This is a genomic window from Streptomyces sp. NPDC001135 (assembly GCF_053598395.1).
Window position 1 is genome coordinate 47,970 of the sequence record NZ_JBSFKD010000009.1, and the last position, 16,307, is coordinate 64,276.

The 16,307-nt window shown below is 71.8% G+C and carries 15 protein-coding genes; 6 read left to right on the top strand and 9 right to left on the bottom strand.

Annotated elements, in window-relative coordinates:
* Positions 1–7: 7 nt before the first annotated feature.
* The 4 genes from ACWC94_RS13750 to ACWC94_RS13765 are packed head-to-tail and all read right to left on the bottom strand — an operon-like array spanning position 8 to position 4,628.
* Positions 8–1,936: an anthranilate synthase family protein gene (locus ACWC94_RS13750; RefSeq protein WP_450796722.1), complete on the bottom strand. Its 1,929-nt coding sequence runs from the start codon at positions 1,934–1,936 to the stop codon at positions 8–10.
* Positions 1,933–2,613: an isochorismatase family protein gene (locus tag ACWC94_RS13755; protein WP_450796723.1), complete on the bottom strand. Its 681-nt coding sequence runs from the start codon at positions 2,611–2,613 to the stop codon at positions 1,933–1,935. Before ACWC94_RS13755 ends, ACWC94_RS13750 begins: the two co-directional genes overlap by 4 nt.
* Positions 2,614–2,626: 13 nt before the next feature.
* Positions 2,627–3,415 carry a 2,3-dihydro-2,3-dihydroxybenzoate dehydrogenase gene (locus ACWC94_RS13760; protein ID WP_450796724.1) on the bottom strand — a complete coding sequence of 263 codons (789 nt, stop codon included), beginning with the start codon at positions 3,413–3,415 and terminating at the stop codon, positions 2,627–2,629.
* A gap of 4 nt (positions 3,416–3,419) precedes the next feature.
* A complete protein-coding gene (locus ACWC94_RS13765) occupies positions 3,420–4,628 on the bottom strand; it encodes a 3-deoxy-7-phosphoheptulonate synthase (protein WP_450796725.1) in 1,209 nt (402 codons plus the stop codon).
* 295 nt (positions 4,629–4,923) lie between these two features.
* Here ACWC94_RS13765 and ACWC94_RS13770 point away from each other — a divergent pair, with 295 nt between their 5' ends.
* Positions 4,924–6,543, top strand: coding sequence for a carboxylesterase family protein (locus tag ACWC94_RS13770; RefSeq protein ID WP_450796726.1), 1,620 nt, complete (start codon positions 4,924–4,926; stop codon positions 6,541–6,543).
* Between the two features lie 21 nt (positions 6,544–6,564).
* Here the strand turns inward: ACWC94_RS13770 and ACWC94_RS13775 are convergent, their stop codons facing one another.
* Both ACWC94_RS13775 and ACWC94_RS13780 read right to left on the bottom strand, forming a co-directional pair.
* Complete coding sequence (locus ACWC94_RS13775) at positions 6,565–7,362, bottom strand: VOC family protein (RefSeq protein WP_450796727.1); 798 nt, start codon at positions 7,360–7,362, stop codon at positions 6,565–6,567.
* Complete coding sequence (locus ACWC94_RS13780; RefSeq protein ID WP_450796728.1) at positions 7,362–8,021, bottom strand: NAD(P)H-dependent oxidoreductase; 660 nt, start codon at positions 8,019–8,021, stop codon at positions 7,362–7,364. The genes ACWC94_RS13775 and ACWC94_RS13780 overlap by 1 nt, the downstream gene beginning before the upstream one ends.
* 210 nt (positions 8,022–8,231) lie before the next feature.
* On the opposite strand from ACWC94_RS13780, the gene ACWC94_RS13785 reads away from it, so the two are divergent.
* Complete coding sequence (locus ACWC94_RS13785; protein ID WP_450796729.1) at positions 8,232–8,627, top strand: YybH family protein; 396 nt, start codon at positions 8,232–8,234, stop codon at positions 8,625–8,627.
* A 66-nt stretch (positions 8,628–8,693) separates the two neighbouring features.
* Here ACWC94_RS13785 and ACWC94_RS13790 read toward each other — a convergent pair whose 3' ends face one another.
* A complete protein-coding gene (locus tag ACWC94_RS13790) occupies positions 8,694–9,494 on the bottom strand; it encodes an arylamine N-acetyltransferase family protein (protein WP_450796730.1) in 801 nt (266 codons plus the stop codon).
* Positions 9,495–9,507: 13 nt separating this feature from the next.
* Complete coding sequence (locus ACWC94_RS13795; protein WP_450796731.1) at positions 9,508–10,443, bottom strand: amidohydrolase family protein; 936 nt, start codon at positions 10,441–10,443, stop codon at positions 9,508–9,510.
* Between the two features lie 327 nt (positions 10,444–10,770).
* On the opposite strand from ACWC94_RS13795, the gene ACWC94_RS13800 reads away from it, so the two are divergent.
* Genes ACWC94_RS13800 through ACWC94_RS13815 form a run of 4 tightly spaced genes read left to right on the top strand, consistent with a single transcriptional unit; the run spans position 10,771 to position 15,378 of the window.
* Positions 10,771–11,847 carry a 3-oxoacyl-ACP synthase III family protein gene (locus ACWC94_RS13800; RefSeq protein WP_450796732.1) on the top strand — a complete coding sequence of 359 codons (1,077 nt, stop codon included), beginning with the start codon at positions 10,771–10,773 and terminating at the stop codon, positions 11,845–11,847.
* 21 nt (positions 11,848–11,868) lie between these two features.
* Entirely contained in the window at positions 11,869–12,420 is a 552-nt protein-coding gene (locus ACWC94_RS13805; RefSeq protein WP_450796733.1) for an SRPBCC family protein, read from the top strand.
* A 40-nt stretch (positions 12,421–12,460) separates the two neighbouring features.
* A complete protein-coding gene (locus ACWC94_RS13810; protein WP_450796734.1) occupies positions 12,461–14,053 on the top strand; it encodes a class I adenylate-forming enzyme family protein in 1,593 nt (530 codons plus the stop codon).
* On the top strand, positions 14,050–15,378 hold the full coding sequence (locus ACWC94_RS13815; RefSeq protein WP_450796735.1) for an FAD-dependent monooxygenase: 1,329 nt from the start codon (positions 14,050–14,052) through the stop codon (positions 15,376–15,378). The genes ACWC94_RS13810 and ACWC94_RS13815 overlap by 4 nt, the downstream gene beginning before the upstream one ends.
* Before the next feature lie 85 nt (positions 15,379–15,463).
* On the opposite strand, the gene ACWC94_RS13820 is transcribed toward ACWC94_RS13815, so the two are convergent.
* On the bottom strand, positions 15,464–16,279 hold the full coding sequence (locus ACWC94_RS13820) for a hypothetical protein (protein ID WP_450796736.1): 816 nt from the start codon (positions 16,277–16,279) through the stop codon (positions 15,464–15,466).
* Between the last annotated feature and the right edge of the window lie 28 nt (positions 16,280–16,307).

Consider the following 16,307-nt stretch of genomic DNA (forward strand, 5'->3'; position numbering starts at 1 on the left):
CCGGGCTTCAGGACCGGACGGCCCGGACGGAGTGCTGTGCCTCTTCGAGGACGCCCGCCAGCAGCCTGCCGAGAATGCCGACCCCGTCCCGGGTGAGCACCGACTCGGCGTGGAACTGCACCCCGGCGAAGGACGGGCCGCGCAGCGCGTGCACATCGCCGGTGGCGGCGTCCCTGCTGACCTCCACGTCGCCGACGCCCGGCAGGCTCAGCCGGTCGGAGGCGCTGCGCGCCACGAAGCTGTTGTAGAAGCCGACGCGTTCACGACGGCCGAAGAGGTCGATGTCCTGCTGCACCCCTTGGTGCGGTGTGTCCCGCCGGTGCACCTCGAGGCCGAGCCGATGGCTGAGCACCTGATGGCTCAGGCAGACGGCCAGGAACGGACGGCGCTCGGCCAGCAACCTGCCCACGTCGTCGTGCAGCCGGGCGATCCTGCCCTCGCCCGTGTTCAGCGGGTTGCCGGGTCCGGGCCCCATCACGACCAGATCATGCCCGGCGAAGGAGTACGGCTCGTCGTGGCGGCGCGTGGTGACCCGCAGGCCCGCCGACCGCAACTGGTGGGCGATCATCGAGGTGAACATGTCCTCGGCGTCCACGACGAGGACATGCCGTCCGGTCAGCACCGGGTGCGTCGCCGTGGCAGGCTCGGGGCCGTGCCGCCAGAAGCGGGCGATGTCCGCGTTGCGGGCCCGCAACGCGGACCGCACGGACGGGTGGTGGCCCAGTGGACCCTGCGGTTCGGCCCGCAACGCGGTGAGCAGGCCCGTCGCCTTCGCCCGCGTCTCCGCCGCTTCCGCCGCCGGGTCGGAGTCGCGCACCAGGGTGGCGCCCACCCCGATCGCCAGCCGGCCCGAGGAGTCGATGTCGGCGGTGCGGATGAGGATCGACGAGTCCAGGGTGCGCCGGCCGCGGCCGTCCCTGCCGACCAGCGCCATGACGCCGCTGTAGTAGCCGCGCCCCTGCGGTTCGTAGCGGCTGATCACACGGCTCGCGCTCTCCAGCGGGCTGCCGGTGACGGTCGGGGCGAACAGGGTGCTGTGCAGGATCTCCCGGACGTCGCGCTCCGTGCGCCCCTCGATGACGTACTCGGTGTGCGCGAGACGGGCCATCTCCTTGAGGAACGGACCCACCACGCGCACGTCCGTGTCGCAGACCCGGGACATCATCTTCAGTTCCTCGTCCACCACCATGAACAGCTCGTACGTCTCCTTGCGGTCCGCGAGGAAGTCCATGACCCCGGACAGCGTCGGCCCGGACGCGGGGTAGCGGTAGGTCCCGCTGATCGGGTTCATCACGGCGGTGCCGTCCTTCAGGCTGACGTGCCTCTCGGGTGTGGCCCCGACCAGGGTGCGTTCGCCGGTGTGGACCAGGAACGTCCAGTAGACGCCGCACTCCCGGGCCAGCAGACGCCGGAAGAGGGCGGCGGCCGTGGCCGGTGTGTAGTCCGGGATGCCGGCGAGGAAGCGGCGCTTGATGACGAAGTTCGCGCCCTCGCCGACGCCGATCTCGTCGGCGAGGACGCGGCGCACGAGATCCGCGTACGCGTCGTCGTCGATGTCGAAGTGCTCGTCCGTCATGCGGATCGGCACGTCCGGGACCCGGCCGAGCACCGCGGCCCGGCTGAGGGATGCCTGCTCCCGCACCGTCATGGCCAGCAGCGGCCGCCCGTCGTCGGGGACGGGGAAGCCACGCTCGGCGAGCTGCCGGTACGGCAGCAGCGCGAGGACGTCCGCACCGCAAGGGCCGTGCGAGGACTCGGGTATCGGCAGGTCGGCGACCCGGTCCACCGTGCTGACCGGGCCGGTCAGGACGTCCACCCGGTCGGCTCCGGTGACCGTCGGGCGGTAGAGCAGGGCGAACGGGTGGGTGGCGGGTGAGGACAGGACACGGTCCAGGAGGGCTTCGCCCGCGCCTGTCTCCGTCGGCTCCGGGCTCATGCGACGGCCCGTTTCCCGGGCCGCGCGCCCTCCTGCCCGAGAAGCGTGCCACCTTCGAAGGGCAGACCCCGGGTGGTGGCCACCAGCGCGCAGGTCCCGGCGGCGTACCCGAGGGCGAGCCGGTGCTCCTGTGCGGAGAAGTCGGCGACGGCGTCGGCGACCAGGAACGTCTGGATGTCGTGCGTGAAGGCGTCGACGGCGGTGGCGAGGACCCCGATGTGGGCGTAGACCCCGCAGAGGATCAGCTGGTCGCGGCCGCTCGCGCGCATCCGCGCCAGCAGGTCGGTCCGGAAGAAGGCGCTGTAGCGCCACTTGGTGAGCATCCAGTCGTCCGCGCGCGGGGCCAGTTCGTCGGTCACCGCCCGGTCCTGCGCGGCCGGCCGCATCCCCGGACCCCAGAAGTCCATGAGGAGCCCGCGCTGTTCCCTGGTCATGCTGCCGGGCTGGGCCGTGAACGCGACGGGTATGCCGAGGCGCGCGCACCGCTCCCGCAGCAGGGCGGCGTTGCCGGTCAGTTCGCGGCGCTGCGTGCCGGCGAACGGCCGCAGGAAGTACCGCTGCATGTCGTGCACGAGCAGAACGGCACGGTCCCGACCTACCGTCCAGCGCACGGTGTTGGCCGGAATGTCGCGGTCACCCGGCATCGGGTAGGCGGCTATGTCGGGGATCCCTGGCATGATCAGCTTCCTTTCAGGCGCCGAGCGAGGCGCCGCCGTCGACCGTGAGGTCGTGCAACGTGATGTGCCGGGCCTGCTCGGACAGCAGGAAGAGCACCGCGGCGGCGACGTCCTCGGGCTGGGCGGTCCTGCCCAGGGGGATGCCCACGCGGAAGTCGGCGGCGCTGCCGTGGAGCGTGTGCGCGCGTCCGGCGTCGTCCTGCCACATGGACCAGAGCATCGGGGTCTCGGTCGATCCCGGGGCCACGACGTTGCAGCGGATGCCGTGGGGGGCGACCTCCAGGCCGAGTGACTTGGTGAACATGGTGGCCGCCGCCTTGGACGCGGCGTAACCGGCCATCCTCGCCCGCGGCGTCGCCGCGGCGTTGGAGGCCACGGTGACGAGAGAGCCCCGGCGCCGCGGCACCATACGGTCCACCACGGCACGGGACACGTGGAAGACCCCGGCGGCGTTGACCGCGAACATGTCCGCCCAGTCCCGGGGGCTCAGTTCGCGGACCGTGCCCATGCGCAGCAGGCCCGCGGCGTTGACCAGGTACTCCACCGGTCCCCACCGCTCCTCCGCCCTCGCGACCGTCGCCTCCACGCCGGCGGCCTCGGTGACGTCGGCGGGGCAGGCCGTCACCGGCAGGCCCGCGCGGGTCAGTTCGGCGACACACGTGCGCAGGGCGTCGTCGTCGCGGTCGACGGCCGCCACGGTCGTGCCCTGTTCGGCGAGCGCGCGGACCACGGCCCGGCCGATCCCGCCGGCGGCCCCGGTGACGAGGGCGATCCCGCCCGGCTCTCCGGTCACTCCTGTCATCGCGTCATCCTCCTGTCGCCTGCCGCTCGGCAGCCGTCGCGGCCGGCACCACCGGAGAGGGGGTCGCGGTCCACGCCTCCAGGACCTCGAGCGCCTGTTCCACGGTGAGCCGGGGATCGCAGAAACTCGTGTAGACCTTTCCGGCCCGGTCGGCCTCCCACTCGTCGAGCACGCACTCGGTGACCTGGTCCGGCGTCGTCTCCAGATGGACACCGCCGGGGAACGCCCCCTCCTGGGCCAGAACCGCACGGAACTCACGGACCTCACGCTGCAGCGTCCGTACGTAGCGGGTCTTGTGACCGCTCTGCGTGACGACCGTGTTGCCGTGCATGGGGTCGACGAGCCACACCACCGGGTGTCCGGCCGCGCGGACCGCGCGGACCAGCGCGGGCAGGCGCTCGGTCACGGTCCCGGCTCCCATCCGGACGATGAGGGTCAGCCGCCCCGGACGGTGCCCGGGGTCCAGCAGGTCGCACAGAGCCAGCAGTTCGTCCGTGCCGATGCCCGGTCCCACCTTGACGGCCACCGGGTTGAGCACCTGGGCGAGCAGGGCGACGTGGGGGCCGTCGGTCTGACGGGTGCGTTCCCCGATCCACGGCCAGTGCGTCGAGGCGAGCAGCAGCCTGCCGTCGGCGGTCCGGCGCACGAGGGGGAGTTCGTAGTCGAGGAGCAGCGCCTCGTGGCTGGTCCACACGGGGTGCTCCATGCCGCCGGGGCGGCCCCAGCCGAGGTGGGCCATGATGTCGGCGGCGGTCATGTAGCCGGTGACCAGGCGCAGCGGGTCCGGCACGCGTTCGTCGGGTTCCGGAGCCGGTCCGTTGACCAAGTGACCCCGGAATACCGGCAGTTCCAGGTCGCCGAGGCGTTCGGTCGGCCGTGACCGGGGCTTGGCGAACTGCCCCGCGATCCGGCCCGCGCGCAGCACCGGACGGTGCCCGGCCAGCTTCATCGCACCCGCCAGCAGGTCGAGAACGGCGACCTTGCGCGCGACGTCCGACGCCGAGCACTCGGCCGGATCCTCGGCGCAGTCACCGGCCTGGACGACCTCCGCGGCACCCGAGCCGACCTGCGCCAGGTGCGCGCGCAACCTCTCGACGTCGCGGACGTCGACGAGCCCGGGGCGGCCGGCCAGGGCTTCCCGTGCACGCCGTACCTGCGACGGGTCCTCCCATTCGGGTTGCTGTCCCGCCTTTTCCAGCGGAATGGACATCATGTCCCCAGCCAATTCCGGCTCCCCCTCGCCTGGCGATCCGGGACGGTCGAAGGCACTCGAAACAAAGGCCCGGCGTGAATAATCACCTGGATTTCGATCCGAAACGAAAAAAGGCACGGGACCACCCTCGCGCCTCCCCAGGGGCCGGCCAACAGACAGTGGTCCGGTTCGTCATGTCGGCCGAAGTCTGTCAATTACGCGTACTTGACAGATGTCCTCTGCCCGCCTTGGTACCCCATTCCCGGTCTGCGATCGTGCTGTGGATACCGGAAGACCACACGGCGGAGGGGTTCCGATGGGGCACGCGCGCGAGACCCGGCCGCCGGAGGTGCGTACCCGCTCCGGTGTGCTGCGGGGGACGGTGACCGGACCGGCCGGGGGCGGCGCGCGCGTCTGCGCGTTCCTGGGCGTGCCTTTCATGGCCCCGCCGGTGGGCCCGCTCCGGTTCGCCTCGCCACGTCCGTGCCGGCCGTGGGCCGGGACACGGCCGGTGACGGTGCTGCCGCCGGCCTTCCTGCAGCCCGCGGGCCCCGGCCCGGTCGGCGCACCGGCTCCCGTCCCGGTGTCCGCCGAGGACGCCGTCCACGCCAACGTCTGGACCCCGGACGTCCACGGCGCCCGCCCGGTCCTGGTCTATGTGCACGGCGGCGGCTGGCGGGCTGGTTCCGCCGCGAGCCCGACCTTCGACGGCGCGCGGCTCGCCGCCCGCGGGGACCTCGTCGTCGTCACCTTCAACTACCGCCTCGGACCGTTCGGGTTCGGACGGCACGAGCAGCTCGCCGATCCGGCCACCGGCCTCTGCGCCAACTGGGGCCTCCAGGACCAGGTCGCCCTCGTGGAATGGGTGCGGTCCACGATCGCGGCGTTCGGCGGGGACCCGGGGAACATCACCCTCTGCGGTACGTCCGCCGGCGGCGCCGGGGTCTGGCAGCTCGCGCTGCTTCCCCGGCTGCGCGGCGTGATCCGCCGCATCGTCCCGATCAGCGCGGCACACGTCTGGGCCCCGGCCTACGGCCTGGAACCGGACGACGCGCGCACGGCGTTCGACGCCCTGGCGGACCGGCTCGGCGTCGACGTACCGGGCCTGCGCACCGTGGACGCCGGGAAGCTGCTGACCGTCTGGGAGGAGTACTTCACGGGCGCCCCGCAGCGCCACCCGGTGGCCTCCGGCCGTTGTTACCGGGGACCCGTCGTGGACGGCGAGCTGGTGTCCGGGTACGACGCCCACCGGCCCGTGCCCGACCTGCCGACCCTGACCGTGACGACCGCGACCGAGGGCTCGTTCTACACCGCGGCCGTCCTTCCGCACCCGGTCGACGACACCGAACTGCGCACCATGGTCCGCGCCCACCTGCTCCAGGGCCGAGCCGACGTTCCGGGGGAACTCGTCGAGCGGGCCGTCCGGCACTACCGCGCGCGGGCCCGGGAGGAGGGACGGGCGGACGACGCCGTCTCCCTCTACGCGGAGATCGTCGGGGACAGCCTGTTCCGCCATCAGATCGTCCGCCTGACCGAGCGAGGCGCTCGCGAGAGCCGGGCGCCGAGGTTCCTGCTGCACTTCGACTACGCCGTGCACCCGCCCGCGTTCGGCACACCGCACGAGGCCACCGCGCCGTTCCTGTTCGGCACCCATGGCACCCCGTGGCACCGTGGGATCTTCGGCGACGGTCCCCTGGAGCGACAGGTCTCGGCGACCCTCATGGACCTGGTGTCGTCCTTCGCGCACGACGGCGTGCCCCGCAGCGGACTCGCCCCGCACTGGCCCGCCTTCACGCCCGACGCGCCGAACGCCCTGTGCCTCGGGAGCCTGGCGGGGCCGCGGATCGCGGCCCTGCCGAAGGCGGCCCAGCTGAGGTTCTGGGACTCGGCCGGATGGCATCCGGCGCCACGCCCCCACCGCGGACCGGACCGCTGACCGCGTCCCGGCGGGCCGGCCTCAGCCCTGGTCGCCGACCTCCAGCACCTCGAACGCGGTGCCCTGCTCGTCGGTGACGCGGGCACTCCGTCCGTGCGGCGTGTGGAAGGGGCCCTCGCGCACGGTGCCGCCCAGTTCGGCGACCTTCTCCAGCGCGGAGCCGAGGTCGGCGACACCGAAGGTGACTCGCCAGTGCGAGGACGCATCGGCCGGCGCGTCCGCGCCCAGCGCGCTGATCCCGGCCACCGGCTGCCCGTCGAGCAGCAGGACGTGGCCGTCTCCGTCAGGGCCGCGGGACCGGGTCGAGGTGAGACCGAACACATCGGCGTAGAAGGCTCGTGACGCCTCCACGTCCCTGCTCAGGCAGTGGTGCCGCACCACCGAACCCGCGACCCCGGCGATCTCCGTACCCGAGTAGGCGTTCGCCTGCCAGACGGCGAATTCCGCGCCGGCCGGGTCGGCGGCGACCGCGAACCTGCCGTGCGAACCCACGTCGAGCGGGGGGAGCAGCAGGGTGCCACCGGCCCTGGTGATCTCCTTGGCCGCCGCGTCGGTGCTGTCGACCGCGAAGCACACCAGCCACGCGGAGGGCTCCGCGGTGCTCTCCCCGGCCGGCCTCGGCCCGATGTCGGCGACGGCCCGCCCGTTCCGTCGCGCCGTCAGATAGTGCTGGTAGTCGGGGCCGTGGTCGAAGAACGTCCAGCCGAACAGCTGCCCGTAGAAGGCGGCGGCCCGCCCCGGGTGGCCGACCCGTACCTCGACCCAGCACGGATGGCCGTGCGGCCAGGGCGTGTCACGCTCCACCTTGCCGGGGCGCATCAGATGTCCAGGCCGAAGGTGCGCAGTCGCTCGTCGCTCACCATGGTGATCTTCGGCTCGGGCCGCAGGCCCCGGGCGAGCGCCCCGGCGATCTGGAGGGTGCGCAGCGTCTGGTATTCGATCGCGTCGAAGTTGTCCTCGCTCACGCTGTTCGCCCGGTGCCGTGAGATGGTGCCGGTGCCGTAAGGAGCGCCGTTGCCCGGCTGGTGCAGTACGGCGGCGGCGGAGCCGTTCGGCACGATGACGGCCCCCCAGTGGCAGAACGCGTTGTGCAGCGCCAGGATCGCCGCCTGCTGGCCCGCGTGGGGCATCGAACCGGAGGCGAAGGCGGACACCGCCTTGTTCATCAGCCTGCCGGGTATGGCGACCGGCCCGGTGTGGTCGATGAAGTTCATGATCTGCGGGGCGGGGAGGCCGTAGTGGACCGGCGTGCCGATCATGATGGCGTCGGCCCAGACCAGGTCGTCCAGGGCCGCCGCAGGGACGTCCCGGGTGGCCGCCGCGAGCTCGGCGTACGCGTCCCGGTCGAGGATCATCGGGTCGGGGAGCTCGGGCGCCTTGCGCACGCGTACGTCGGCGCCCGCGTCGAGGGCCGCCTTCGCCGCCCTTTCCACCAGTTGATAGACGTTTCCGCTGCGGGAATGGAAGACAATGGTCATGTTCGTCAAAGGAAATACTCCTTGTCGACAGGCCCGGCGTTCATGACGTGCGAATTCCACCGGCATCGTGCCAGTATCGAAAGGCGTCCGGCCATGTCCGCTCACCTGATCTGTCAGGTCCGGGCGCCGCTCGTCACGCGGAAAGCAAAGGTGACAGACATCGGTTCGGCGTGCTGCCTTTCGGTATTCCCGGATGCTGTACTCGGTCCCATGTCCGACACACCGGCCGGCAACGGCCTTCCCGTCGATCCGGCCGATCTTCCCCATGTCTTCGCCGACGCCTTCAACGCGCGGAACCTGGAACTGCTGGACGCCCTTTTCGCGCCGGAGGCCGCGCACGTCGTGCGGCCCGGCCTGCTGTCCTCGGGTGCGCGCAGGCGCGCGGCACTGCCGACGGTGGTACGGGACCGGATCCCGATCACGGTCTCGCTGCGTCACGTCTATCAGGTGGGGGACATCGCCCTGCTGATCAACGACTACGTCCACGACGGCGTCGGGCCGGACGGCACCCGCGTGCACATCGAGGGCACGGCGACGGACGTCGCCCGCAGGGGGGCCGACGGGCACTGGAGGTACCTCATCTCGAACCCCTCCGGCACGGCGTAACCCCTCCGGCACCACCAGCCTCCCGGTATCGCTTCGGCCCGGCCCCGGCGTCCTGCCCGGGCCGGCTCAGTCGAACGACATCGGCACGGTGGTGCTCCCGCCCTCCTTCACCGGCAGCCGTTCCAGCTTGATCCCGAACCACTTGTCGTACGCGGCGCGGACTTCTTCGTCGCCGGCCAGCCGCCGGCTCTCCCGTTCACCGCCGACGATGTGCGTCAGCTGGTTCTCCTTCAGCGTGATCCGCCCGTTCTCGGTCGGCAGCGAGCAGAACAGGTTCTGCAGGAACGGTGAATCCGGCGCCGTGCGGTACCACCACAGGGTGGGCCCGAAGTCGGCGATACGGCAGGGCACGTCGTAGACCCGGTACTGCAGCGCGCCGTTCGCGCGCACGTCGATGCCGCCGTCGTCGGCGCCGATGACCCGGTAGTCGCCGTGCGGGTCCGGCTGAACGCCGTCCGTCTCCAGGGACAGCGGGTACCTGCTGTTGCGGCCGAAGCCGACGTCGACCAGCCAGTCGGTCCCGTCGGCACGGACCTTCAGCGCCAGATGGCACAGGGGAGCGGTCAGCTCGCCCTTGATCCACACGCGGCCGGGCATGAAGGAGACGTCGTAACCGAGGCCCCGGAGGAGATAGGCGAGACCCGGATTGACCTCGTAACAGCCGCCGCCGCGCCGTTCCTTGACGATCTTGTCGACGACCCTCTCGTCCATGTGGATCTCCTCGCCCAGGTGGTAGCCCAGGTTCTCGAAGGGCACGGAGAGGAGATGACGCATCTGCAGAACACGCAGCGATTCAAGGTCGGCCCGGGCCGGGCGCCGGGCGGAGATGCGTTCCAGATACGTGGTGATCGTGGCTTCCTCAAGCACGCTGACAGCCCTTCTACTGGTACTTCGCCAATCGAGGGAAAAGGTCCATGGCGTTGCCGAGCTCGATGCGTTCCAGTTCCTCCGGGGTGAATCCGCCGTGGTCGACGATGTAGCGCCCGCCCTGCTCGCCGGACGACTCCGGCATGAAAGGAAAGTCCGAACCGACGAGGATTCGGTCCGCTGTCGCGAAAGAGCGCACCGACGCGAAGGCATGGGGATCCCCGATCATGGCGGTGTCGCCGTAGAGGCGCCGCAGATAGCCGATCGGGTCGGCGGGCAGCCGCTCGGCGAGGTCGGCGCGGATCAGCGGCCCGCTGGCGAGCCGGGCGGCGTAGTACGCCACACCGCCACCGCCGTGGGAAAGGATCACACGCAGCCCGGGGTGCCGGTCCAGGGTGCGGTGGTACAGCAGTTGGGTCGCCAGTCGCACCGTCTCGAAGGGGAACTCGCACAGCGAGACCGGCAGGCCGAAGACCGGCTGATCGACCGGGGGCGCCGTCGGATGGACGAACAGCGGCGTTTCCCGCCGAGCCGCCTCGGCGTGGAACGCGTCGAGCGACGGGTCCCCCACGTACACCCCGCCGTAGTGGGTGACCAGTCCCGCCCCGTCGAGGCCGAGGACGTCCATGCTGTAGGCGAGTTCGTCGAGTGTGGCCTCCAGGTGCGGCAGCGGCAGCACGGCGAACGCCCCGAGCCGGCCGGGGTGCGCGGCCACCAGCTCCGCGAGGAACTCGTTGACCCGGCGCGCGAACCGGGCGCCGGTGGCCGCGTCCACGGCGGGCACCCCCGGCCACACGTTGACCACGGCCGCCCGTATGCCCTGCCGGTCCATCATCGACAGACTGCTCTCCACCCGCCACGCGGGTCTGTCGACACCCGGCAGCGTGGCGGCGGAGCCGATTTTCCGGAGTTCCTCCACATAGAATTCCGGAATGATGTGGTGATGCACGTCGATGGCATCGGACCACGGTGCGCCTGCCGACGCGGAATTACTTCTCCCCATGCGGTGTCCCTTGTCGGACGGACGGGCATATCGGCCACCAACGCTACGTTTTCCCGCGAGGAGCGTCGACGGGCCGGCCGACAAGTCTGTCAACTCCCTCGAACAGAGTGGGCTTCTGCGGTCGTGAAGGCCTCAGAGGTGACATTCATTGCCGCGGTGTCTGGGGGGCGTGCGGCCCCGGTGGCTATCTTCCGACGCAGAACTGTCGTACCGGACGCCGTGCGGGACTGAGTCCCCGGAATTCCGCACGGCGACGACCTGGAATGAGTCACCATGGCCAGTCGTGCAGGAGCGGTCCGCGACGCGGATCCGGTCGGAATCCTCGGCACGGGTTCCTGTCTCCCCGGAAACGTCGTCACCAACGACGACGTCGGACCACCAGCCGGCGTCACGGACCAGTGGATCAGGCGGAAGACAGCGATCCGCGAACGCCGCTGGGCGAAGCCCGACGAGGCCACCTCGGACCTGGCGGCCGTGGCCGCGCGCAGGGCGCTCCACGACGCCGGCGTGCGCGCCGAGGACGTCACGCTGGTCCTCGTGGCGACGTCCACCCCCGACTCGCCCCAGCCGCCCACCGCCACGGCCGTCGCCGCGGAACTCGGCGTTCCCGCCGGCACACCGGCGTTCGACGTCAACGCCGTGTGCAGCGGCTTCGTCTTCGCCCTGACCGCCGCGGAACGCATGATCCACGGCTCCGGCGGGCACGCGGTGGTCATCGGCGCCGACATCTACTCCCGCATGCTGGACCCCGGCGACCGGCGGACCGCCGTGCTCTTCGGCGACGGCGCGGGTGCCGTGGTTCTCGGGCCCACCCGTGGCGCGGGAGTGATCGCGACCCGGCTGTCCACCTTCCCCGGGGAACGGGGCCTGATCCGCGTCCCCGCGGGCGGCTCGCGGATCCCCGCCTCGCGGATGTCCGTCGAGCAGGGCCTGCACTGCTTCACGATGGACGGCCCGGCGGTGCGCCGCTTCGTGGAGAGCCGTGTCGCACCGCTGATCCGCGCCTTCCTGGACACCCATGTGCCGGACCGGGCGCGGCCGTTGCACTTCGTCCCCCACCAGGCCAACGGCCGGATGATCGAGACGCTCGCCGCGGACCTGGGATTTGCGCCCGAGCGTACGCACACCACCGTGGCGTTCTCCGGCAACACGGGAGCGGCGTCCGTCCCCGTCACCCTGGACCGGGCCGCCGGCCGGATCGCCCCCGGTGACCTGGTGGTGCTGGCTGGGTTCGGCGGGGGCATGGCGGCCGGCCTCGCCCTGGTCGAATGGCAGGCCGCGCGAGCGGACCGGACCGGCCCGCGGACGGGACTTGACGAATCGCCGCCGATCCCGTTGCCCGGCCGGTAAACGGGTGACGACGATGTCTGCATGGACACGAAAAGGGAAGCGGAAAACGAGAAAGTGCCCCTCTTCGACATAGGGGTCGACGTGCATGTCGCCGCGGCACCCGAATTCGTCTACACGGTGGTCAGCGATCTGCCGCGCAGTCACCAGTGGAGCGAGGAATGCACCGGTGGTGAGTGGATCGAGGGCGAACCGGGCGCCCTGGGTTCCGTCTTCCGCGGCCACAACGACCGGTCCGACGACGTGGTGGCGTGGGCACCGGTGGTCCGCGGCCCGTGGACCACGACGGCCGAGGTGGTGGCCGCCGAGCCCGCGCGCCGCTTCGCCTGGGCCATGCGCACCCTGTCCGGCCGGCCCCAGGACAGTGTCTGGGGCTTCACCCTGCGCGCCGCCGACGGCGGCACACAACTTGTCCACCACTTCCGTATGGGCACCGCCACCGAGGGAATCCTCGGCATCACCGCGGAGATGGACGACGACGAGAAGAAGAGGTTCTTCAAGGAATGGGGGGAGAAGCTGAAAAGCGACATGGCCGCCACCGCCGGACGTCTCAAGAAGGTCATCGAAAGCGACTGACGCGGCGTTCCCGGACATCCGAGCAGATCGAGGTTGACGCATGTTTCTCCAGCGCGTAGGAAATCGCGGCATCAGGCTGGGAGCGCTGTTCGACCGGGCCGCCGCCCGGTACCCGGCGAACGTCCTGCTCCTCGACCACGATCTGGACATCGCGCCGGAACGTGGCCGAGCCATGACGATGACGGACGTCGCCGATCTCGTGAGCGACTTCGGCTCCCGCCTGTGGCGCGCGGGGCTACGACCCGGCGACCATGCGGTGATCCACAAGAGCAACGCGTTCGACATCACCCTGCTGGCCGTCGCGGCCACCCGGATCGGCGTGGTGCCCGTCCTGCTGTCGCCCCACCTGGACGGCGACACGGTGACGGCGCTTCTGCGCAGGGTCGGCCGGCCCTACCTGATCACCGACGCCGCGAAGCTGACCGGCTCTCTGCCGGACACGGTCTTCGCCCTCACCCGACGCGTGCTGCTGGCCTCGGGCGCCGACGAACGCGCCACGGCCCTGGCCGGACTGGCGGGTGCTCCCCGGATTCCCGTGCTGGAACTGCCTCCCGATCACCCGACCCTCGTCACGCACACCTCCGGCACGACGGGGGTCCCGAAGCTGGCCGTCCACACCGCGTTCAGCCTCGAAGCCCGGTACCGGCCCCAGGCACTGGCCACCGCGCTGATGCGGCGCCGCGAACCGGTGGCCGTCCACGTCTCCTTCGTGCATTCGCGTCTGTTCACCGCGCTCGCCATCGCGCTGCTGCGCGGCTTCCCGGTGGCAGTCCTCGCGGACGCCGACCCGCAGCGGGTGTCGCAGCTGTTCGCCCGGCTGCGTCCGGCCGTCCTCGAAGCCCATCCGAACACGTACATGAGCTGGGAGCGACTCGCCGCCGACCCGCTCGAACCGCTGGCCAACGTGAAGTTCTTCAGCAGCACCTTCGACGCACTGCACCCGCGCACGGTACGCACCCTGATAGGCGGCTCGCGCCGCCGGTCCGCGCGGTTCGGCCAGATCTACGGACAGAGCGAGATCGGACCGACCGCCGCGCGCTCCTACGGCAGACACCGCTCGCCCCGGGCGGACGGGCGCTGTGTCGGCATCCCGTTCCCAGGCATGACCGGCGTACGCGTGGTGAGCCGCGACGGCCACCGGCCGACGTCGTCCTCGCCGGGGTACATCGAGGTCAGCAGCGACGGCCGGATCCGCACGTACCTCGGCGAGCAGGAGCGCTTCGACCGGCAGGCCGACGCACGCTGGTGGCGCATGGGCGACCTGGGCTACCGCACCCGCTGGGGCTGCCTGCACCTGATGGACCGGGAAGTGGACGAGATCCCCGGCTTCGGCAGCACCCTGTCGGTGGAGGACCGGCTGTTCTCACGCCTCCCTGACATCACCGAGGTCGTGATCATCCCCTCGGAGAACGGGCTGCCCCGCCCGGTGGTCTGCACCGAGGGAGACCGGCCGCTGAACCCCGAGGCCTGGCGGGCGGCGGTGGCCGACCTGCCGGAGATGGCGCCGCCGGTGCAGTGGCGGCAGGCGGACCTGCCCCGGACGGCCACCGCCAAGATCAAGCGGCTGGAACTCGCACGGCTGGTCGGACGGGACGGGCGCGCGGACGAGGGCCGGGCCGGAGCACCGGCATGACGACGGTCGTCGTCGCCGGCGGCGGCATCGGCGGTCTCGCCACGGCGCTGAGCGTCTCGGCCCGGGGGCACCGTGTGGTGCTGTGCGAGCGGAACAGCGAGTTCGCCGAGCTCGGGGCGGGTATCCAGCTCGCCCCGAACGGCATGCACGCGCTCGACCGCCTGGGCCTGGCCGCGGCCGTCCGCCGGATCGCCGTACCGGTCACGGAACTGCGCTTCATGGACGGCGTGTCGGGGGAGCACGTCGTCAGCATGCCGCTGGACGAGCGCTACCGCGCCCGCTTCCGCAACGCCTATGTCGTGGTGCACCGCGGAGAGCTCCACCGGCTGCTGCTGCGCGCGTGCCGCGACAGTGACCGGATCGAGCTGCGGCCGTCCAGCGCGGTCGTCGGCTACGAACACACCGGGCAGGCGGTGCGCGTACTGCTCGCGGGGGGCGGGGCCCTGACCGCCGACGCCCTCGTGGGAGCGGACGGCCTGCACTCCGCCGTACGCGGGCAACTGGTCGGCGACGGCGGACCGCGCAACGCGGGCATCACCGTCTACCGCTCGATCGTCCCCATGGACCGGGTCCCCCCGGACCTGCGGCACGCGGCGGTGACGTGGTGGGCGGGGCCGGGCCGGCACTTCGTGCACTATCCGATCGCCTCGGGCCGCAGTCTCAACCTCGCCCCCAGCGTGGAGAACCAGCCCGCCGAGACCTTCTCCGGCACGGTGGTGCCGACGGCGCGGGTGCGCGAGCAGTTCGCCGTGCTCTGCGACACCGCGCAACGACTCCTGGAACTGGCCACGGAGTGGAAGGCCTGGGTGCTGGTCGACCGCGACCCCGTGGACGGCTGGACCGACGACCGGGTCGCTCTTCTGGGTGACGCGGCCCATCCGATGCTGCACTACGCGGCGCAGGGCGCGTGCCTGGCCCTCGAGGACGCGGTGGTGCTCGGGGACCTGCTGGACTGCACGGCCGCCGAGGTCGGCGCGCGGCTGCGCCGCTACAACGCGGCCCGCAGGGACCGGACGGCGCGGGTCCATCGGCTGGCCCGGGACAGCATCGCACTGTGGCACGCCGCGGACACGCGGGCCACCGCCCGCAACAAGGCGCTGACCGCCATGTCGGCGACCGACCTCCACGACTACGTGGCATGGCTGCACGGGGCGCGGAACTTCGCCGCACCGGATGCCGCGCGGCTGCCGGACCCCGCGGCGGAGGAGACGTACACACTGGCCGGCGTCCTGGCCGCCGCCGACGTCGACGACAGGGGCCGGGCCGTGCCGCCCGGGACCTACACCCTGGGCGGCTACCTGGCGCCGCCGGACCAGCCGCAGTAGGAGGTCTTGAGTTCCGGGCGGGACGCGGGGCGCGCCGACAGCCCCGCGCCCCGCCGCGCGCGGGTGTCCCGGACGGTGCCCCAGGTCACGTGTCACCCGTCCCGCCGGCCCGCCGGGCTTCCGCGAACTCGCCGCAGCCGCTCAGGCCGGCCGGTGCGGCGACCGTGCCCAGGCCCGGCTCGGACACCGGCGTGCGCGGGTGCTGCGCCTGCCGCGGCAACCGGCTGTCGTCCTCCCGGCTCAGCAGAGCCGCGGCGATACGTTCCTCCAGACCGGGGCGGTGGACGGCGCCGCCGTCCGGGTCCCTCTGGTCCAGGTGCCCCCACTCGTCCTCGTCGTCGGACCCGGCGCGCGCACACGCCTCACGTGACGCCTGGAGAGAACGCAGGACACCGGGCACCGCGTCCTCCGTACCGATGTCGGCGAGCTTGATCAGCCGCAGCGCGTCCCGTCCGTTGCCGCACTTCGTGAGGTGGTAGCTGAGACAGGACAGGATGTACGCGCCCAGGTTGCGGTCGTCCGCGAGGGCAGACGCGTGCAGTCCCACCAGCAGGTACTGCTGGCCCTGGGTGTACCGGCCCTTCTCCGCGGCCAGCCAGCCGGCGAGCTGGGCCAACTCCGCTATCGCCCTGTACAGCCGTCTGCCGGTCGGTACGTCGTAGGCGGCGCCGCTGGTCAGGTGACGGGCCCAGTGCAGCTCGTGCACCACCCACTTCCTGATGAGGGCGCTGTTGTGCGTGGCGCTCAGGCTGCGCAGCCGGGTGATCCGGCCGGCCAGCACCTCGACCATTTCCGCGGGGAGTTCGACGCCGTCCGATCGTGCCGAGGCCGGTTTGGTGTCGGCCGTGAGCCAGTCGACGGCCAGCAGCACCAGCTCGGGTCCGGGGACCGATTCACCCAAGCGCGGACACGGCCCGGTCCCGTGCTCC

Bases quoted from the DNA above. Each gene is read 5' to 3' on its own strand.
- ACWC94_RS13750 (WP_450796722.1), bottom strand. From the start codon at position 1,936: ATGAGCCCGGAGCCGACGGAGACAGGCGCGGGCGAAGCCCTCCTGGAC.
- ACWC94_RS13755 (WP_450796723.1), bottom strand. From the start codon at position 2,613: ATGCCAGGGATCCCCGACATAGCCGCCTACCCGATGCCGGGTGACCGC.
- ACWC94_RS13760 (WP_450796724.1), bottom strand. From the start codon at position 3,415: ATGACAGGAGTGACCGGAGAGCCGGGCGGGATCGCCCTCGTCACCGGG.
- ACWC94_RS13765 (WP_450796725.1), bottom strand. From the start codon at position 4,628: ATGATGTCCATTCCGCTGGAAAAGGCGGGACAGCAACCCGAATGGGAG.
- ACWC94_RS13770 (WP_450796726.1), top strand. From the start codon at position 4,924: ATGGGGCACGCGCGCGAGACCCGGCCGCCGGAGGTGCGTACCCGCTCC.
- ACWC94_RS13775 (WP_450796727.1), bottom strand. From the start codon at position 7,362: ATGCGCCCCGGCAAGGTGGAGCGTGACACGCCCTGGCCGCACGGCCAT.
- ACWC94_RS13780 (WP_450796728.1), bottom strand. From the start codon at position 8,021: ATGACCATTGTCTTCCATTCCCGCAGCGGAAACGTCTATCAACTGGTG.
- ACWC94_RS13785 (WP_450796729.1), top strand. From the start codon at position 8,232: ATGTCCGACACACCGGCCGGCAACGGCCTTCCCGTCGATCCGGCCGAT.
- ACWC94_RS13800 (WP_450796732.1), top strand. From the start codon at position 10,771: ATGGCCAGTCGTGCAGGAGCGGTCCGCGACGCGGATCCGGTCGGAATC.
- ACWC94_RS13805 (WP_450796733.1), top strand. From the start codon at position 11,869: ATGGACACGAAAAGGGAAGCGGAAAACGAGAAAGTGCCCCTCTTCGAC.
- ACWC94_RS13810 (WP_450796734.1), top strand. From the start codon at position 12,461: ATGTTTCTCCAGCGCGTAGGAAATCGCGGCATCAGGCTGGGAGCGCTG.
- ACWC94_RS13815 (WP_450796735.1), top strand. From the start codon at position 14,050: ATGACGACGGTCGTCGTCGCCGGCGGCGGCATCGGCGGTCTCGCCACG.